This is a genomic window from Embleya sp. NPDC127516 (assembly GCF_044765325.1).
Taxonomy (GTDB): Bacteria; Actinomycetota; Actinomycetes; order Streptomycetales; family Streptomycetaceae; genus Embleya.
Map to the genome: position 1 here is coordinate 339,819 of NZ_JBIWJT010000006.1, position 16,315 is coordinate 356,133.

At 74.5% G+C, this 16,315-nt stretch carries 13 protein-coding genes and 1 riboswitch; of the genes, 3 read left to right on the forward strand and 10 right to left on the reverse strand.

Going from position 1 to position 16,315, the window contains the following annotated elements; genetic code table 11:
* Positions 1-185 precede the first annotated feature (185 nt).
* Genes ACIRL2_RS14660 through ribD form a run of 4 tightly spaced genes read right to left on the reverse strand, consistent with a single transcriptional unit; the run spans position 186 to position 3,915 of the window.
* Entirely contained in the window at positions 186-1,553 is a 1,368-nt protein-coding gene (locus ACIRL2_RS14660; protein WP_395865719.1) for a bifunctional 3,4-dihydroxy-2-butanone-4-phosphate synthase/GTP cyclohydrolase II, read from the reverse strand.
* Positions 1,550-2,212 (reverse strand): nicotinamide riboside transporter PnuC, encoded by a 663-nt coding sequence (locus tag ACIRL2_RS14665; protein WP_402232271.1) that lies wholly within the window; start codon positions 2,210-2,212, stop codon positions 1,550-1,552. Before ACIRL2_RS14665 ends, ACIRL2_RS14660 begins: the two co-directional genes overlap by 4 nt.
* Positions 2,209-2,835, reverse strand: coding sequence for a riboflavin synthase (locus ACIRL2_RS14670; protein WP_020549935.1), 627 nt, complete (start codon positions 2,833-2,835; stop codon positions 2,209-2,211). The genes ACIRL2_RS14665 and ACIRL2_RS14670 overlap by 4 nt, the downstream gene beginning before the upstream one ends.
* 3 nt (positions 2,836-2,838) lie before the next feature.
* Positions 2,839-3,915 (reverse strand): bifunctional diaminohydroxyphosphoribosylaminopyrimidine deaminase/5-amino-6-(5-phosphoribosylamino)uracil reductase RibD, encoded by a 1,077-nt coding sequence (gene ribD / locus ACIRL2_RS14675; protein ID WP_402232385.1) that lies wholly within the window; start codon positions 3,913-3,915, stop codon positions 2,839-2,841.
* A 162-nt stretch (positions 3,916-4,077) separates the two neighbouring features.
* A riboswitch (FMN riboswitch) is annotated at positions 4,078-4,223 on the reverse strand.
* A gap of 188 nt (positions 4,224-4,411) precedes the next feature.
* On the opposite strand from ribD, the gene rpe reads away from it, so the two are divergent.
* The gene (rpe, locus tag ACIRL2_RS14680) at positions 4,412-5,086 is read left to right on the forward strand and encodes a ribulose-phosphate 3-epimerase (RefSeq protein ID WP_395865723.1); all 675 of its coding nucleotides are present in this window, start codon (positions 4,412-4,414) and stop codon (positions 5,084-5,086) included.
* Between the two features lie 167 nt (positions 5,087-5,253).
* Here rpe and ACIRL2_RS14685 read toward each other — a convergent pair whose 3' ends face one another.
* From ACIRL2_RS14685 to def, 4 genes are all read right to left on the reverse strand, one after another.
* The gene (locus ACIRL2_RS14685; RefSeq protein ID WP_395865724.1) at positions 5,254-5,955 is read right to left on the reverse strand and encodes a hypothetical protein; all 702 of its coding nucleotides are present in this window, start codon (positions 5,953-5,955) and stop codon (positions 5,254-5,256) included.
* 295 nt (positions 5,956-6,250) lie between these two features.
* Entirely contained in the window at positions 6,251-7,654 is a 1,404-nt protein-coding gene (locus ACIRL2_RS14690; RefSeq protein ID WP_395865923.1) for an RsmB/NOP family class I SAM-dependent RNA methyltransferase, read from the reverse strand.
* Positions 7,651-8,583, reverse strand: a complete 933-nt coding sequence (gene fmt, locus ACIRL2_RS14695) for a methionyl-tRNA formyltransferase (protein WP_395865726.1) — start codon at positions 8,581-8,583, stop codon at positions 7,651-7,653. The genes ACIRL2_RS14690 and fmt overlap by 4 nt, the downstream gene beginning before the upstream one ends.
* Positions 8,584-8,589: 6 nt before the next feature.
* Positions 8,590-9,135: a peptide deformylase gene (def, locus tag ACIRL2_RS14700; RefSeq protein ID WP_395865728.1), complete on the reverse strand. Its 546-nt coding sequence runs from the start codon at positions 9,133-9,135 to the stop codon at positions 8,590-8,592.
* Between the two features lie 341 nt (positions 9,136-9,476).
* Here def and ACIRL2_RS14705 point away from each other — a divergent pair, with 341 nt between their 5' ends.
* Positions 9,477-10,085 carry an RNA polymerase sigma factor gene (locus ACIRL2_RS14705; protein WP_395865730.1) on the forward strand — a complete coding sequence of 203 codons (609 nt, stop codon included), beginning with the start codon at positions 9,477-9,479 and terminating at the stop codon, positions 10,083-10,085.
* Positions 10,082-11,254 carry a hypothetical protein gene (locus tag ACIRL2_RS14710; RefSeq protein WP_402232275.1) on the forward strand — a complete coding sequence of 391 codons (1,173 nt, stop codon included), beginning with the start codon at positions 10,082-10,084 and terminating at the stop codon, positions 11,252-11,254. Before ACIRL2_RS14705 ends, ACIRL2_RS14710 begins: the two co-directional genes overlap by 4 nt.
* 561 nt (positions 11,255-11,815) lie before the next feature.
* Here the strand turns inward: ACIRL2_RS14710 and ACIRL2_RS14715 are convergent.
* Complete coding sequence (locus tag ACIRL2_RS14715; RefSeq protein ID WP_395865734.1) at positions 11,816-14,044, reverse strand: primosomal protein N'; 2,229 nt, start codon at positions 14,042-14,044, stop codon at positions 11,816-11,818.
* Positions 14,045-14,200: 156 nt separating this feature from the next.
* Positions 14,201-16,279, reverse strand: a complete 2,079-nt coding sequence (locus ACIRL2_RS14720; RefSeq protein ID WP_395865736.1) for a restriction endonuclease — start codon at positions 16,277-16,279, stop codon at positions 14,201-14,203.
* Positions 16,280-16,315 lie beyond the last annotated feature (36 nt).

Below are 16,315 nucleotides of genomic sequence, written 5' to 3' on the forward strand. Positions count from 1 at the left end.
GGTGTCCTTCGGCTGGAACGGCTGGAAGCCTGATTGCGGTGGTGGAGTACGGCGAGTCGTGCGCCGGTGTGGTGCATCGGGTTCGCCGGTGGAGCGGGTCGAACGGGTTCGCGCGGGTCGAACCTATCGGCGCGGCGGGGACGGTGCCGCGCGCGTGTCACCGATACGGGTGAGGCCGCGGTCGGTCAGGCGGTGCTGACCGCGTGGCCCTTCGCGTCGACGACCTCGGCGACCTCGCCGACCGAGGGCGCGGTCGCGGCCTCGTCGGAGGGGTCCAGCCAGGGCAGGTCGTGCCCCATCCGGTCGCGCTTGGTGAGCAGGTAGCGCAGGTTGTCCGCGGTGGCGTGCACGGGCAGCGCGACCCGGCCGGTGATCTCCAGGCCGTAGCCCTCCAGGCCCGCGCGCTTGGCCGGGTTGTTGGTGAGCAGGCGCATCGAGCGCACGCCCAGGTCGACCAGGATCTGCGCGCCGGTGCCGTAGTCGCGGGCGTCGGCGGGCAGGCCCAGTTCCAGGTTGGCGTCCACCGTGTCGTGGCCGGCGTCCTGGAGTTGGTAGGCCTGGAGCTTGTGGATCAGCCCGATGCCGCGACCCTCGTGGCCGCGCATGTACAACACCACGCCGCGGCCCTCGGCGGTGACCCGCTCCAGCGCGGCCTCCAGTTGCGGGCCGCAGTCGCAGCGCAGCGAGCCGAACACGTCGCCGGTCAGGCACTCGGAGTGCACCCGCACCAGCACGTCCTCGCCGTCGCCGATGTCGCCGGCCACCAGCGCGATGTGCTCGACGCCGTCGGCGGTGCTGCGGTAGCCGATCGCCTGGAAGGTGCCGTGCGCGGTGGGCAGCCGGGTCTCCGCGGCCCGCTCGATGGTGCGCTCGGTGCGCCGCCGGTAGGCGATCAGGTCGGCGATGGTGACGATCTTGAGGCCGTGCTCGCGGGCGAAGGGGACCAGCTGCGGCAGCCGGGCCATCGTGCCGTCGTCGTTGACCACCTCGCAGATCACGCCCACGGGCGCCAGGCCGGCCAGTTCGGCCAGGTCCACGGCCGCCTCGGTGTGCCCGGGGCGCACCAGCACGCCGCCCTCGACCGCGCGCAGCGGGAAGATGTGGCCGGGCCGGGTCAGCTCGCCGGCCACCGTGTCCGGGTCGGCCAACAGGCGCACGGTGTGCGTGCGGTCGGCCGCCGAGATGCCGGTGTCCACGCCGTCCTTGGCGTCCACCGAGACCGAGTACGCGGTGCCCTTGCGGTCCTCGTTGACGGCGGTCATCGGCGGCAGCTTGAGCCGGTCCAGGTCGGCGCCGCGCATAGGCACGCAGACCACGCCCGAGGAGTAGCGGATCATGAACGCCATCAGCGCCTGGGTGGCCAGTTCGCCGGCGAAGATCAGGTCGCCCTCGTTCTCGCGGTCCTCGTCGTCCACCACCACGATCGCCTCGCCGGCGGCCATCGCCTTGATCGCGTCCTCGATCGAGTCGAGCACCAGTTCCTCCGCTGCGGCCTCGGGCGCCGCCTTCTGCGCCGGCACCTCGATGTCGGTGGTTTCGCTGCTGGTCTTCACGCCGTTGCCCCTTCCAGGTGCCGATCTGCCACACGGGCAGCCCCGTTGTCCCGGTACCGCCGGGAGCGGTTCCACCAGTCGACGAGTCCGGCGACGCACATCACGAAGAAGACGCCGTAGACCAGTCCGCTGAACACCAGGCCGTGCTGCACGGCGAGCGGCACGCCCACCATGTCCACGGCGATCCACACCAGCCAGAACTCGAACAGGCCGCGGGCCTGGGCGAGCATCGCCACCACCGAGCCGACGAAGATGTACGCGTCCGGCCACGGCGCCCACGAGATGCCGGTGCGCTCGAGCAGCAGCGCGAAGCCGACGGTGCCGGCCGCCATCACCGCGAGAAGCGCGATGCGCTCGTGGGCGGTCCCGAAGCGGATCTGCACCTCGCCGGTGTCGCGCCGGCCGCGGGCCCAGCGCCACCAGCCGTAGCCGGCCGCGATGATGATGACGACGTTGCGCATCGCGCTGCCGCCCAGGTGCACCGAGGTGTTGGCGGCGATCAGCAGTGCCGCGCCGAGGATCTGCACCGGCCACGCCCACAGGTTGCGGCGCAGCGCGAGCCCGACGGTGGCCAGCGACGCGATCTGGCCGAGCAGGTCGGACCACGGCACCGGCTTGTCGGCGACGGTGAACGCGGCGTCGTTGAGCCAGCCGATCACGATGCCCTCACCTGTGTACCGAGCCCGTGTGTGCCCAGCCGTTCGACGTACTTGGCGATGATGTCGACCTCGAGGTTGACCGGGTCGCCGACGGTCTTGACGCCCAGCGTGGTCAGCGCGAGCGTGGTCGGGATCAGGCTGACGGTGAAGCTCGCGTCGTGCGCGCGCACGACGGTGAGGCTGATGCCGTCCACGGTGATCGAGCCCTTGTCCACCACGTAGCGGGCCAGGTGCGCGGGCAGCGCGATCTCCACGACCTCCCACTCCTCGCCGGGCGTGCGGGCGAGGATCTCGCCGGTGCCGTCGACGTGGCCCTGCACGAGGTGGCCGCCGAGCCGTCCGCCGAGCACCATCGGGCGCTCCAGGTTCACCCGCGCGCCAGTGGTGAGCGCGCCCAGGCTCGACTTGTCCAGCGTCTCCTGCATCACGTCCGCGGTGAAGGTGGCCTCGACCGGGTCGACCTTGTCGTCCACGACGGTCAGACACACCCCGTTGACGGCGATCGAGTCGCCGTGCCGGGCGCCGGTGGTGACGACGGGGCCGCGGATGGTGATCCGGGCCGAGTCGGTCAGCCGCTCGATGGCCACGATCTCGCCGAGTTCCTCAACGATTCCGGTGAACATGCGTCAGGACTCCTTCGTTCGGCCGGCGGATTCCGGCCGGGGGCGGGCGGTGATGCGGATGTCGGTGCCAAGGCGCGCGACGTCGTCGACGTCCAGTCGCAACACCTCGGAGATGGTGCCGATTCCGGCCGGTCCCAGGGCGGCGGGCCCGGCGCCGAGCAAAGCGGGGGCGAGGTAGCCCACGACGGTGTCGATCAGGCCGGCCGCGGCGAACGCGCCGGCCAGGGTCGGACCGCCTTCGAGCAGCACGGCGCGTACGTCGCGCGCGTACAGCTCCTTCAACAACGCGGGCAGGTCCAGGCCGGCGTCGGCGCGCGGCACGCGCAGTACGGCGGCCTCGGGCAGGTGGGCGGCGTCCGCGTCGGGTCCGACCGCGATCAGGGTGGGCGCAGCGTCGTCCAGGACCCGGGCGTTCGCCGGGGTGCGGGCGTGCGTGTCCACGATCACCCGCAGCGGCTGCCGGACGTCGGGGACCTCGCGGACGGCCAGGTGCGGGTCGTCGGCGAGCAGGGTGCCGGAGCCGGCCAGCACCGCGTCCACGCTCGCGCGCAGGGTGTGCACGTCCGCGCGGGCGGCGGCGCCGGTGATCCAGCGGCTGCTGCCGTCGGCGGCGGCGCTGCGGCCGTCCAGGGTTGCGGCGTACTTCCAGGTGACGTGCGGGCGGCCCAGTCGGGTCGCGGTCAGCCAGGCCCGGTTGCCCGCCTCGGCCTCGGCGGCCAACAGGCCGCCCTCGGCGTCGACGCCCGCCCCGCGCAGCACCGCGCCGCCGCCGGACGCGGCCGGGTTGGGGTCGGCGACCGCGTAGCGCACCCGGCGGATGCCGGCGTCGATCAGGGCCTGGGTGCACGGGCCGGTGCGGCCGGTGTGCAAGCAGGGTTCGAGGGTGACCAGGGCGGTGCCGCCGCGGGCCGCGGATCCCGCCGCGCGCAGTGCCTCGACCTCGGCGTGCGGGGCGCCGGCGCGGGTGTGGAAGCCTTCGCCGACCACGGTGCCGTCCACGCCGAGCACGACGCAGCCGACCACGGGATTGGGGCTGGTGTGTCCGAGGGCGCGGCTCGCCAGCGAGATGGCGCGGCGCATCGCGGCGGTCTCGTCGACCGGCGGGGTGGTGTTGCCCTGCACCTCGTGCCTCCTCGCGATTCGACGCGGGGCACCGGGGTGTTTTCGGGCAGGACGGCACGACGAAGTGACGTGCGGGGATGAGGGCGCACCGAGGGTACGCGAACACGCCGCAGTCGCTCGCCGCGCGCTGCCTCCCATCCGGACTTTGACCGTCGGTACCGGAATTCCACCGGTTCAGCCGGCCGTCGCTCCACGGGTGCGGGGCGTCGACCGGGTCGCGGACTGTAACCGCCGGTTCGGATTTTCACCGACCCCGGAGCGCGCGTACGTGACTTTCGTACACCTCGAAGTGTGCCACGACGGCCGACAACGTTGACCTTGGGCAACCTGTGCCGTCCGTCACGGTGCGTTCGTATACCGGAACACGACTGCGGCGTGGATGATCTGACGTGTCGTCAGCTTGGGGGCCGAAGGCGGTGCCGAAGGACTGTGGCGGCGATGAGATTCTGTGCGCATGACCGTGCAGATCAATCCGAGCATCCTGTCCGCCGACTTCGCCCGCCTCGCCGACGAGGTCGCGCAGGTGCGCAACGCCGACTGGCTCCACGTGGATGTCATGGACAACCACTTCGTCCCCAACCTGACCATCGGCCTGCCCGTGGTCGAGAGCCTGATCAAGGCCACCGACACGCCCATCGACATGCACCTGATGATCGAGGACCCGGACCGCTGGGCGCCCGCCTACGCGGAGGCCGGCGCGGGCAGCGTGACCTTCCACGTGGAGGCCGCGACCGCCCCGGTCAAGCTCGCTCGGGACCTGCGGGCCAAGGGCGCGCGGGCGTCGATGGCGCTGCGCCCGGCCACGCCGATCGAGCCGTACGAGGACCTGCTGCCGGAGCTGGACATGCTCCTGGTGATGACGGTCGAGCCGGGTTTCGGCGGGCAGAGCTTCCTGGACATCATGCTGCCGAAGATCCGCCGGACCCGGCAGTTGATCGCCAAGCACGGCCTGCAGATGTGGCTGCAGGTGGACGGCGGGGTGTCCGCGAAGACGATCGAGATGTGCGCGGAGGCCGGCGCGGACGTGTTCGTGGCGGGGTCGGCGGTGTTCGACGGGCGTGATCCGGGGGCGGCGGTGGACCGGCTGCGGGCGCTGGCCGCGGGGGCCGCGGAGCGCTGCGCTCACTAGGGCGGATGTGGTGTCGCTTCCGCCGGCCCGTTGCGCTGCGTGAACAGGGCTGCGGGATTCGGCCTCGGCGTGGGGCACCCGGGGCCTCGCGGGCTTCGTCACAAAGAGTGAAGGTTGGGCCTCTCGTCGTCCTCGCCGGGGCGGGAGGCCCTATCCGCGCGCCGGCGTCAGGCGGGTGCGCTGCGGCGTTGCCAGGCCAGGTAGGCGCAGGTGCACACGGCGACGCCGGCCATCGCGGCGATATGTTCGCGGCCGGCCAGGTTCGGCTTGACCACGACCTCGACGATCATCAGGATCCACACGCCGGCGAGCAGGATCGGCGCGCGGCGCACCATCGCGATGCACACCACCAGGCCCACCACCGCGGCCGAGGGGCCGGTGTCCAGGACGTCGCCGTGTCGGGCGTCGATGCCCAGCGGGTGGTCCGGGCCGAGCGCGATCATCACCCGCGCGGTCAGCGTGCCGCACAGGGTGGCCAGGTACGCGATCACCAGGGTTCGCCGTGCGCCCAGGTCGAGTTCGGCCAGACCGAACAGGATCAGCACCTGGATCAGGGCGCCCCACACCGGCAGGTCCGGCGCCGGGACGAACAGCGACACGGGGGTGCGCAGCAGCGCGAGCGGCAGCGGGATGCCCGCGCTCACGCCGCCCAGGACGCGCACCACGTCGCCGCCCCACGCGGTGCGCCAGGCGAGCCAGAAGCCGAGGGTCAGCAGCACCGTGCAGCAGGTGAGCGGGATCGCCCACACGCCGTGCGCGCGCAACTCGCGTATCGGAACCGAGGTGAGCCTGCCCCACTCGCCGCGGACCGCTCCCCCGGTGCGGGCGAGCAGGCCGGGGCGCGGGGTGCTGGGGGCGAGCGTGGACATGGGTGCGGCGGCTCCTGCGGTGGCGGCTGCCGGTCGCCCTCGGATTTCCTGGGACCCGAGGGAGACCGGTGCGGCCGAGCCGAAAGTGATGACCGCTCTCGCCGTTATGCCCCACTTGTACCGAATTCAGCCACGGGTCACCCGTCCGTACGGGTGATCGCGTGACGCGTGTGGGTGAACAGGCGCCCGCGTGGGTGGCGGCCCGGGCCTCGCGCCGGCCCGATCCGCGCGTGGCGAAGCGCCGGCCGGCCCGGGCTCTCGGGTGCGAAGCGCCGGCCGGCCGGCCCTCGGGTGCTCAGCCCGTGCGGCGCAGCAGCGCCAGGTACATCGCGTCGGTGCCGTGCAGGTGCGGCCACAGTTGTACGTCCGGGCCGGTGCCCAGGTGCGGCACACCCGGGAACAGCGGCCGGGCGTCGACCAGCTCGGCCTCGCCCGCGCGCAGGATGTCGTCCACCACCACGCGCGTCTCCGCCGGATGCGGTGAGCAGGTGACGTACGCGATCGCCCCGCCGGGTCGCGCCGCGGCCACCGCGCTGCGCAGCAACGCGCGCTGGAGTTCGCCCAGTTCGGGGATGTCCTCGGGCTTGCGGCGCCAGCGCGACTCGGGCCGGCGGCGCAGCGCGCCCAGGCCGCTGCACGGCACGTCGGCGATCACCCGGTCGAAGCTGCCGGGCTGCCAGGCCGGCCGGGTGCCGTCGGCGGTGATCACCTGATGGTGGGTCAGGTGGCCGATCGCGTTGCGCACCAGCCGGGCGCGGTGGTGTCGGCGCTCGACCGCCAGCAGCGAGACCTCGCGCCCGGTGGCGATCGCCGCGAGCAGGCCGGCCTTGCCGCCTGGGCCCGCGCACAGGTCCAGCCAGCGGCTCTCGGCACCCTCGACCTCGGCGTTGGCCAGCGCGACGGCGACCAATTGGCTGCCCTCGTCCTGGACCGCGGCCCGGCCGTCCCGGATCGCCTTGATCCCGGCCGGGTCGCCCTCGGGGAGGGTGGCCGCGTACGGGGACCAGCGGCCGGGGGTGGCGCCGGCCTCGTGGAGTTCGGCGAGTTCGACCCGGCCCGGGCGGGCGACCAGCGAGATCACCGGGGCGATGTTGTCGGCGGCGAGCAGCGCCTCCATCGCGGCGCGGTCGTGCGGGTTGCCGCGCGCGCCCAGCGCGTCCCACAGCGCCTGCACGATCCAGCGCGGGTGCGAGTGCAGGACCGCGAGGTGGCCCTCGGGGTCCTCGTCGTAGGGCGGCGCGATCTGCCGCAGCCAGGTCTCCAGGTCCTGCTTGGACACCCGGCGCAGGATCGCGTTGACGAACTTGGCGCGGCCGTCGCCCAGGACCGCGCGGGCCAGCTCCACGGTCGCCGAGACGGCGGCGTGCACGGGGGTGCGCATGCTCAGCAGTTGGTGCACGCCGAGCGCGAGCACGTCCAGCACCGGCGGGTCGATCTCCTTGATCGGCCGGTCCGTGCAGGCCGCCACGATCTGGTCGTAGGTGCCCTGGCGGCGCAGCGTGCCGTGCACGAGTTCGGTCGCGAAGGCGGCGTCGCGCGGGATGATCCTGCGTTCGCGCAGCAGCGCGGGCAGCACCAGGTTGGCGTACGCGTCGCGTTCGCCGACCGCGTGCAGGACGTCGTAGGCGGCCAGGCGCGCGGCGTCGGGACGCGGGCGGCGATAGGGGCGTGCGGCGGGGGCGTTGGTCACGGTGCTCAGTTCGTGCCGAGGGTTTCACCGGGCTCGGGGTGTGCGCCCCGGGCCCAGTCGGTGGCGGCCATCATGCGTTTGCCCTGGGGCTGGACCTGGGTGAGTTCGATCGCGTGGCTGCCGGTACCCACCCGGACCACCTTCTTCTCCACCGCGATCTCACCGGGCGCCAGCGCGTTGTCGCCGCCGCGCAGACGCACCGGGGCGAGCTTGAGGCGCTCGCCGCGGAAGGTGGTCCAGGCGCCGGGGGCGGGCGTACAGCCGCGCACCACGCGGTCCACCCGCAGGGCGGGCGCGGTGAAGTCGACGCGCGCGTCCTCGACGGTCAGCTTGGGCGCGAGGGTGACGCCGTGCGGCGGCTGGGGGCGCGCCTCCAGGCTGCCGTCGGCGATGCCGTCCATGGTCGCCACCAGCAGCCGCGCGCCGGAGCGGGACAGCCGCTCCAGCAGGTCGCCGCTGGTGTCGGTGGGACGGATCTCGTCGGTGACGGTGCCGTAGACGGGGCCCGAGTCCAGGCCCTGCTCGATGTCGAAGGTGCACGCGCCGGTGATGTCGTCACCCGCGAGCACCGCGTGCTGCACGGGCGCCGCGCCGCGCCACGCGGGCAGCAGCGAGAAGTGCAGGTTGACCCAGCCCCGCGCGGGAATCTCCAACGCGGCCTTGGGCAGCAGCGCGCCGTAGGCGACCACGGGGCAGCAGTCGGGGGCGATCTCGGCGAGCCGGGCCAGGAACTCCGGGTCGCGCGGCTTGGTCGGGCGCAGGATCTCGATCCCGGCCCGGGCGGCACGCTCGGCCACCGGACTGGCGACGAGCTTGCGGCCCCGGCCGGCGGGGGCGTCGGGTCGGGTGACGACGGCGACCACCTCGTGCCGGGATTCCAGCAGGGCTTCGAGTGCGGGTACGGCGACCTCGGGGGTGCCGGCGAAGACTAGGCGCATGGGGGTTTAGAGGGCCTTCCCGAAGGTGCCGTGGGGGGAGAACTTGACCTGCGGCGGCGCCTGCCCGGCCCACTGGGCCTCGCGCAGCGCGCGGAGCGCGGCCTTGCGCTGCTCGCGGTCGAGCCGGTCGATGAACAGGATGCCGTCGAGGTGGTCGGTCTCGTGCTGGATGCACCGCGACAGCAGTTGGGTGCCTTCGATGGTGACGGGGTCGCCGTGCATGTTGAAGCCCTTGGCGACCACGCCGTACGCGCGCTTGGTGTCGTAGCGCAGGCCCGGCAGCGACAGGCAGCCCTCGGGGCCGTCCTGTTCGTCGTCGGACAGGTCCAGGTCCGGGTTGATCAGGTGACCCACCTCGCCGTCCACCTGGTAGGTGAACACCCGCAGGGCGACGCCGATCTGGGGTGCGGCCAGGCCGGTGCCGGGCGCGTCGCGCATCGTGTCGGTGAGGTCGGCGACCAGGCGCCGCAGTTCCTTGTCGAACACGGTGACCGGGTCGGCCTTGCTCCGCAGGACGGGGTCGCCGAACAGACGAATCGGCTGGACTGCCACGGGTGTGCTCCCCCATCGGTGGTCGGTCGTGGTGACGAACGTCGCCGGCGCGCGGCGGCGTTCCGGCGCGGTGCGGCCGCGCGGTGGCGCCGGTCGATCGAAACCGGAGAGCGGCAAGTCTACTGAGCGCCCGAGCCGCGGCCGGCGCACACACCGCGGCATGGGTCGGGGGCGCGGGGGTGGGGCCCGGCGGGCGCGGGTCGGGAGGGGGTGGGCGGGGTTCGGCAGCGGGATGCGGGGTGGGATTTCGTGGCGGCAGGCGGGGCGAATCCGGAGCGGGATCCGGAGTGGGCCTCGGGAGCTGAGGCAACCTCGGTGTGTGGGGCGGACACTCTCGGGGTGTGACGACGGATCAGGTGCAGGAGGACGGGGACCACGTGTTGTGGTCTCGGGTCCGGACGGGGGATCGCGATGCGTTCGCGGTGGTGTTCGACCGGCACGCGGGGGCGGTGTATGGGCATGTGCTGCGGCGGATCGGGGACGGTGGCGAGGCCGAGGACCTGACGTCGGCGGTGTTCCTGACCGCCTGGCGCCGCCGCATGGAAGTGAGCTTCGACCGGGACAGCGCGCTGCCGTGGCTGCTGGGTACGGCCAATCGCACGCTCGCGAACCGGCGGCGCGCGCTCAAGCGCTATCGCACGCTGGCCGCGCGCGTACCGCTGCCGCCGGACGTCCCCGACCACGCGGACGAGGTCGCCCGGCGGATCGACGAGGAACACGCGGCGCAGGCGCTGCGGCGCTCGGTGGCACGACTGCCCCGGCACGAGCGCGACGTCGTGGAGTTGTGCGTCTGGGGCGGCCTGGACCAGCAGGCAGCCGCGACCGCGCTCGGCGTCGCGCTGGGCACGGTCAAGGCGCGGATGCACCGGGCGCGGAAACGATTGGGCGGCCTGTTGGCCGAAGAGGGCGTGCACGCGGGCACGTACCGAGGCATCGAGGAGGCACGATGAGCCCGTACAGCCAGGACCGACTGCCGGGGCACGAGCGACGCAGGCGCGAACTGCTCGCGATTCTCGACACCGGGGAAACGTCCCGGGGCCGGGCCCTGATGCCGGGCGTCGCCGCGGGCGCGGTGCTCGCGGTGTGCGCGGCCGGGATCCTGGCCGCGCAACCGTGGCAGGGCCCGCAGGATCTGTCGCCGGCCGGCCCGGTGGCCGGGCAGGACCCGATCCGGGGGGTGCCCCAGGACGCGGCGAAGCCGGGCGATCCGGTGCCGTGGGACGTGGCGACCCGCGCGCTGAACTCGTGTCTGGAACTCGGCCGTCGAGCCGCCGTTCCGCCTCCGCCGCCGACCGGATTCGACCCGGGCGGTCCGACGATGCCGCCGCCGGGAGCGCGCGCGCCCGGGTCCGCCCCGCCGAGTATCGGCCACACCCTGCCACCCGGCACTCCCTTGGGTGCCGATGCCGGTGACCTGCCCGCGCACACGCCGGGAAACGCGGCGGGCCCGTACGGTCCGCCGCCGCAGTCGCCCCCCACGGCCGTGTCGTGGACCCCGACCGGGTGGAACGTGCCGCCCACCTCGACTCCGCGCCCGACCGACACCGCCACCGCGCCCGACCGGCAGGTGTGGAAGGTGCGCGAGCCGGACGCGGCGTTCCGGCCGTACTTCACCGCGTGGGAGCACGACGCGGCCGGCGGGCTGCGCCCGTTCGTGCTCGGCAAGGCCGACAAGCCGGACCTGGTGGTGTGCCACGGCGAGAAGTCCCCGCCGGAACTGCCGGCGCCGACGGCCGCCGACGGCATCCTCGCGGGGGCGTTCGAGGTGCGGCGGACCCAGGTCATGCTGCTGCCCGGGGCACAACCTCTCCCTCTGGACCCGGCCGCGGCCGAGCCGCTCCCGATGGTCGCGCCGACCCCGACGACGTGGTGGGGCCGTACGACCGGCGCGGTGGCGCGGGTCGTGGTCGAGTTGCCCGACGGGAAGACGGTGGGCGCGGTGGTACGCAACGGCGTGTGGCTCGCGACCGTGCCGGGCAACGACACCGCGCCGGCCCGAATCCGGGCCTACGACGCGGCCGGCGCGCTGCTCCACGAGCGCGTGGCCGACGCGGAATCCCTGCGCTGCGCACAGGCACCGATGACGAAGTCCTGCGGGAGCCGAACCCGCTGGGGGTGAGGGTCGGCGGGGGAAGGACGGCGGTCAACCGGCCGGGCGACCCGGCCGGTTGACCGCGCGGTTCACGGCCGAGCGAGCGAGGCCGAGCGGGGAAGCCGGGCCGGCGGGCGAGGCCGGGCGGGGAAGCCGGGCCGGCGGGCGAGGCCGGGCGGGGAAGCCGGGCCGGCGGGCGAGGCCGGGCGGTGTCCCGGCACGACGGGCCCAGCGCACCTGACCCGGGGGCGCGATTCCCCGCGTGTGCGGCGTCCGACACGCGCCACCTGCCGCAGGCGCGCGCCGCGACGGTGGCCTCACCCGGCCCGGCACGCGTGCGGGCCTGCTGCGCATCACCCACCGCACGCGGCACGCCGGTCGAGTCCCCACCCGCCGGTCGCGCGGGCGACCGGCCGGCACGAGCCGCCGCACACGCATGCCCCGACGAGCACCTCACCCGCCCGGCGGGCGCAAGGATTCCCGAACGCTTGGTGCGCCACCCGCGCGCCCGACGGTCTCGCCGCCGGCCCGGCGTGCATGACGCGGCGCATACGGCCCGCCGCGTACCGCTCGGCATCGCGGCGGCTCTCAGCCGATGTCGGGTGGGTCGATTCTGATGTGTACCGGGTCGGGGGCGGCTCGGGCCAGGCGCAGGGTCTGGGCCGCCTTGAGGGCGTGGGCCAGCTCCGCGCCTCGCCCCGGTTCGATGCGCAGCAGTACCCGTTCGTGCCGGGGCGGCGGGGCGGGGGCCGCGGTCGGGCGGCGGTCGGGCGGTGGGGTGTCGCCGAACAGGGCGCGGGTGAGTTCGGCGCGGGTGCGCGCGGCGCGCGGGTCGGGCTTGGCGGGCGCCGTCGGCGGCGGGGTGCGCGGCGCGGTCGGGGCGACCGGGACCGGGCCCAGCACGTCCACCGCGTCCGGTAGCCGAAGCACCGCCAGGAAGTCGGCGATGCCGGCCGGCGGCCCGGTGACCGACGCCATCCGCGACACCGGCGGCAGGTTCAACTCGGCGCGCTCGACCAGTTCGGCCAGCGCGTACCCCTGCGGGTCCCAGCGCACCAGCGCCTGCACCGGGCGCAGCGTGGACTCGGCGACCACCACCAGCGTGCCGCCCTCCCCCGCCGGCCGGACCAGGCTTGCCGCGTCCAGCCAGCGGCGCAGCGCCTCCTCACCGGCCCGCAGGTCGGGCCGGGTGAGCAGGGCCCAGCCGTCCAGGAGCAACGCCGCCGCGTAGCCGCTCGGCGCGACCGGTTCGGCGCCGGGCGTGGCGATGATCAGCGCGGGCAGGTCCGGCACGGTGGTCAGGATCGCGTCCCGGCCCGAGGTACGCACCGGCACGGCGGGAAACGCGCGGCCCAACTCCTCGGCGGTCCGGCGCGCGCCGATCACCCCGGCCCGGATGCGATCGCCGCCGCACACCCGGCAGTGCCAGGCCGGCGCCGGACGGGTACACCAGCCGCAGGTCAACACGCCGTCCCCGGACGGCAGTTCGAGCGGCCCCGAGCAGTGTGCACAACGCGCGGGTTCGCGGCACCGTTGGCACGAGGTGCGGACCAGGTAGCCCCGGCGCGGGACCTGGACCAGGACCGGTCCGGTCCGCAACGCGTTGCGCGCCACCTCCCACGCCAGACTCGGCAGCCGCGCGGCCCGCGCGGCCTCGTCCCGGGCCAGGTCCAGATCGCTGCCGACGGTGCGCACGAGCGGGGCCGCGGCGCGCACCGCCGCCCGGTCCGCGTCCAGCGGCCGGGCCCACCCGGAGCGCACCAGTTGCGCGGCCTCGACCGTGGTGGCGTGCCCGCCGACGGTGAACGCCGCGTGCTCGCGCGCGGCACGCATCGCCAGCACCTCGCGCACGTGCGGGTAGGGCGCGTTGAGGTCGGCATGCGAGTCGTCGCCGTCGTTCCAGACCAGGGCCAGGCCCAGTTCCACCACCGGCGCGAACATCGCCGCCCGGGTGCCGACCACCGCGCGCACCGTCCCGCGGTTGACCGCCAGCCAGCGCCGGTAGCGCTCCTGCGGCCCCAGGCCCGCGGTGAGCGCGACGTGCCGGCCCGGTCCCAGCAGCGCGGTCAGCGCCGCGTCCACCCGGTCCACCGACTTGGCGTCCGGGACCACCGCGAGCGCGCCTCGGCCGCCGGCCAGGGTCGCCGCCATCGCGCGGGCGATCTCGTCGGGCCAGTACGGGCCGGGCAGCGCGGTCCACACCGTGCGCGGCGATGCGCCCGCCGCGAGCTCGGCCAGGTGCGCGGCGCCCGAGGGGTAGCGCGTCCACGGCCCGGGGGGCGGCGGGGCGGGGCGGACCAGGGGCTCCCCGGACGGCTCCGCCTCGGCGCGCGCGTGCCGGGCGGGCAGCGCGATCTGGACCACGTCGGCGAGGGTGCCCGCGTACCGGTCCGCGACCGCGCGGGCCAGCTCGATCATCGGCGGCGCGAGCACGATCTCGGGCGAGGTGACACCGGCCAGCGGCGCCAGCGGCCCGCCGTACGTGCTGCGCTCGACCCGCTCGACGATCACGCCGTCGATCAGCCCGCCGCCCTGCCGCCGACCGTCCACGACCTTGGCCCCGAACCGCACCCGCACCCGCACTCCGGGCTGGGCCACCTCGGCCAGCTTGGCCGGCACCGAGTAGTCGAACAGGCGGTCCAGATGTACGAGGCCCTTGTCCACCAGGACCCGCGCCACCGGCAGGCGCTCGGCGGACGCCTTGGGCTTGGGTTTGCGCGCCCGCGCGGCCCGGACCGCCCGCCGCGCCTGCTCGACCCCGAGCGTGAGCTGCTCGTCCTCCTCGTTGCCGCCCGCCTCCGGATCGTTGCTCGCCACACCAGGAATCTTGACAGACGGGTACGACGAACCCGCGCAGGTACCGGGCCGGCGCCGAGCAGGTGGGCGAACCGCCGGCGGGACGCTGCCGCGCGCCCGTGCCGCGGGCCGCGAGGGCCGGGCGCCTGCCTCGTCGTCGGCTCGGGGCGTCCGGCCCTACTCCACCTCGACGCCGTGGGATTCGGCCACGCCCAGCAGGCCGTTGCGGAAGCCGTTGGTGGTCGGGGAGAAGGTCCAGGTGTCGTCGGTGCGCACGAACGCGCCCAGGACCATGGCGGTCTCCCCCGGGCGGCGGGTGGGTACGGAGGTCTCGCCGATGCGGTGGCCGTCGGCCTGGTCCAGGCGGGTCAGCCTGGCTCCGCGCAGGCCGGCCAGGTCGCCGCCGGGGGCCTGTTCCTCGTCGACGGCGGCGGCCAGCACCAGCCGGTCGGCCCGGGCGGGCAGCAGGGCCAGGTCCACCAGGAAGGCCACGCCGTCGCCGATCCGGACCGCGCCGTCGGGGCTGGCCGGGTTGTTGAAGAAGACGAAGTGCTCGTCGCTGAGCACCCGCCCGCGCTGACACACGAAGGCGCACGGGTCCAGCGGCGGTGCGTTGCCCGGCTGCCACGCGAGCTGGACCAGGATCCGGCTGCCGGGCGCGGCGGTCGGACCACCGCCCGCGCCGGGACCCAGACGGCCCCGCAGCCCGTGTTGCGCGAGCAGGCCCACCAGTTCCGGTCCGGTGACCAGGCCCAGTGGCTTGTTCCGGATGAACTCGTGGCTGCCGGGCCCGAATCCGGACGTGGTGACCAGCAGGCCCTTGTTCGCGCCGTGGTGTTGCACCGTGCCGGCCAGGTCGCGCACGGCGGTCGGCGGGACGGTGTTGCGGTAGCGCTTGACCTGCACCACGATCTTGCCGCCGCGAATCGGGTCCGGGTCCACCGCGACCACGTCGACCCCCTGGTCGCCGCTGCGCGCGGTGGTCTCGACCTGCATGCCCATGCGCTGGAACAACTCGGCGATCAGGTTCTCGAACTCGATCGGGTCCATCACGAACAGGTCCGGCTCGTCGTCGCCGGAGCCGGACCGCACGGGGGTGGGGGCGGGCGCCGGCGCGGACGCGACGCTGTCCGCGAGCCGGCTCGGCTGTACCGGGGTGGGCCGGTCCGGGCGCGCGGACAACGTGCCGCGCATCGCCTCCAGGCACGCGAGCGCGTCCACCCGATCCAGGCTCACCTCCCGGAATTCCCGGGCCTGCGCGGTCACGGTGAGCAGGTACGTGCGCCCGTGTCGCCCGGTGGCCGGATTGACCGCCTGGACGAAGCCGTTGAGCACCACCGAATCGAGGATGCCCTCGTGGTCGGCGAAGAACAGCTCGGCCAGTATCCGGATCGCGCTCTGCGCGAGCACGTCGCGGTGGATCGCGCGCCGGTCGGTCGCGGTGCGCGCGACCTCCTTCTCCTGGTCGTCGGTCTTCACATAGCGCACCCGCGCGATGCCCGGCACCACATCGGTGGTGGGCAGTTCGTGGTCGACCACCAGTTGGCGCGCGGCGGCGTCGAAGGCCACCGTCGCATGGTCGGAGAAGCCCTCGGGCCAGTCCGGCGACGCCAGCAGCACGCCCTCGAAGTAGTCCTCGATCGCCTCGGGATCACGCGCCGCGAGTCGCCGCACCAGGTCGTCGACCTGCTCGTTGCGCTGCGCGGCGAGCGCGCGCTGCCCGTTCGCCCAGTCCTGGAACTGCCGGTGATAGTCGTTGTATCGCTGCTGCCGCTGGTACTCGGCCGCCTGCGCGGCGCGCAGGTCGTACTCGTACCGCGCCTGCGCCTGCGCGCGGTCCTGCTCGTAGCGCGACTGCGCGCCCGGCGCGAAACTGCCCAGGCCGGACGGCGCGGCCGGCTGGTAGCGCGCCGGGTCGGGCATCGGGATCGGTCGGGCGAGCTCACCGGGCTGGAACGGTGGAATCTCCACGGCGGCCCGCAGCCGGTCGATGCGGAAGCCGGGTTGGCTCAGGCGAGCCCGGAGTACTCCCTGCAACTCGGCGACCCGGTCCTCGATCTCGGCGGTCCGCCGGGCCACTTCGGCTTCGCGTGACTGCTGATACGCGCGCTGCGCCTCGCGGTCGGCCCGTGCGGCGGCCTTCTGCGCCTCGCGCCGATTGCGTTCATCGGCCCGCAGTTGTTGCTGTTGCGCGCGCAACTCGGCCTCGCGTTGCCGCTGTTGTTGCCGCTGCAACTCGGCCCAGGTCCCCAGCACGCCGGTGCTCCGCCGACTCGCCACGCTATCGCCCTT

Coding starts and splice junctions, on each gene's coding strand:
- fmt (WP_395865726.1), bottom strand. CDS start 8,583: ATGCGCCTAGTCTTCGCCGGCACCCCCGAGGTCGCCGTACCCGCACTC.
- ACIRL2_RS14670 (WP_020549935.1), bottom strand. CDS start 2,835: ATGTTCACCGGAATCGTTGAGGAACTCGGCGAGATCGTGGCCATCGAG.
- rpe (WP_395865723.1), top strand. CDS start 4,412: ATGACCGTGCAGATCAATCCGAGCATCCTGTCCGCCGACTTCGCCCGC.
- ACIRL2_RS14685 (WP_395865724.1), bottom strand. CDS start 5,955: ATGTCCACGCTCGCCCCCAGCACCCCGCGCCCCGGCCTGCTCGCCCGC.
- ribD (WP_402232385.1), bottom strand. CDS start 3,915: ATGCGCCGCGCCATCTCGCTGGCGAGCCGCGCCCTCGGACACACCAGC.
- ACIRL2_RS14710 (WP_402232275.1), top strand. CDS start 10,082: ATGAGCCCGTACAGCCAGGACCGACTGCCGGGGCACGAGCGACGCAGG.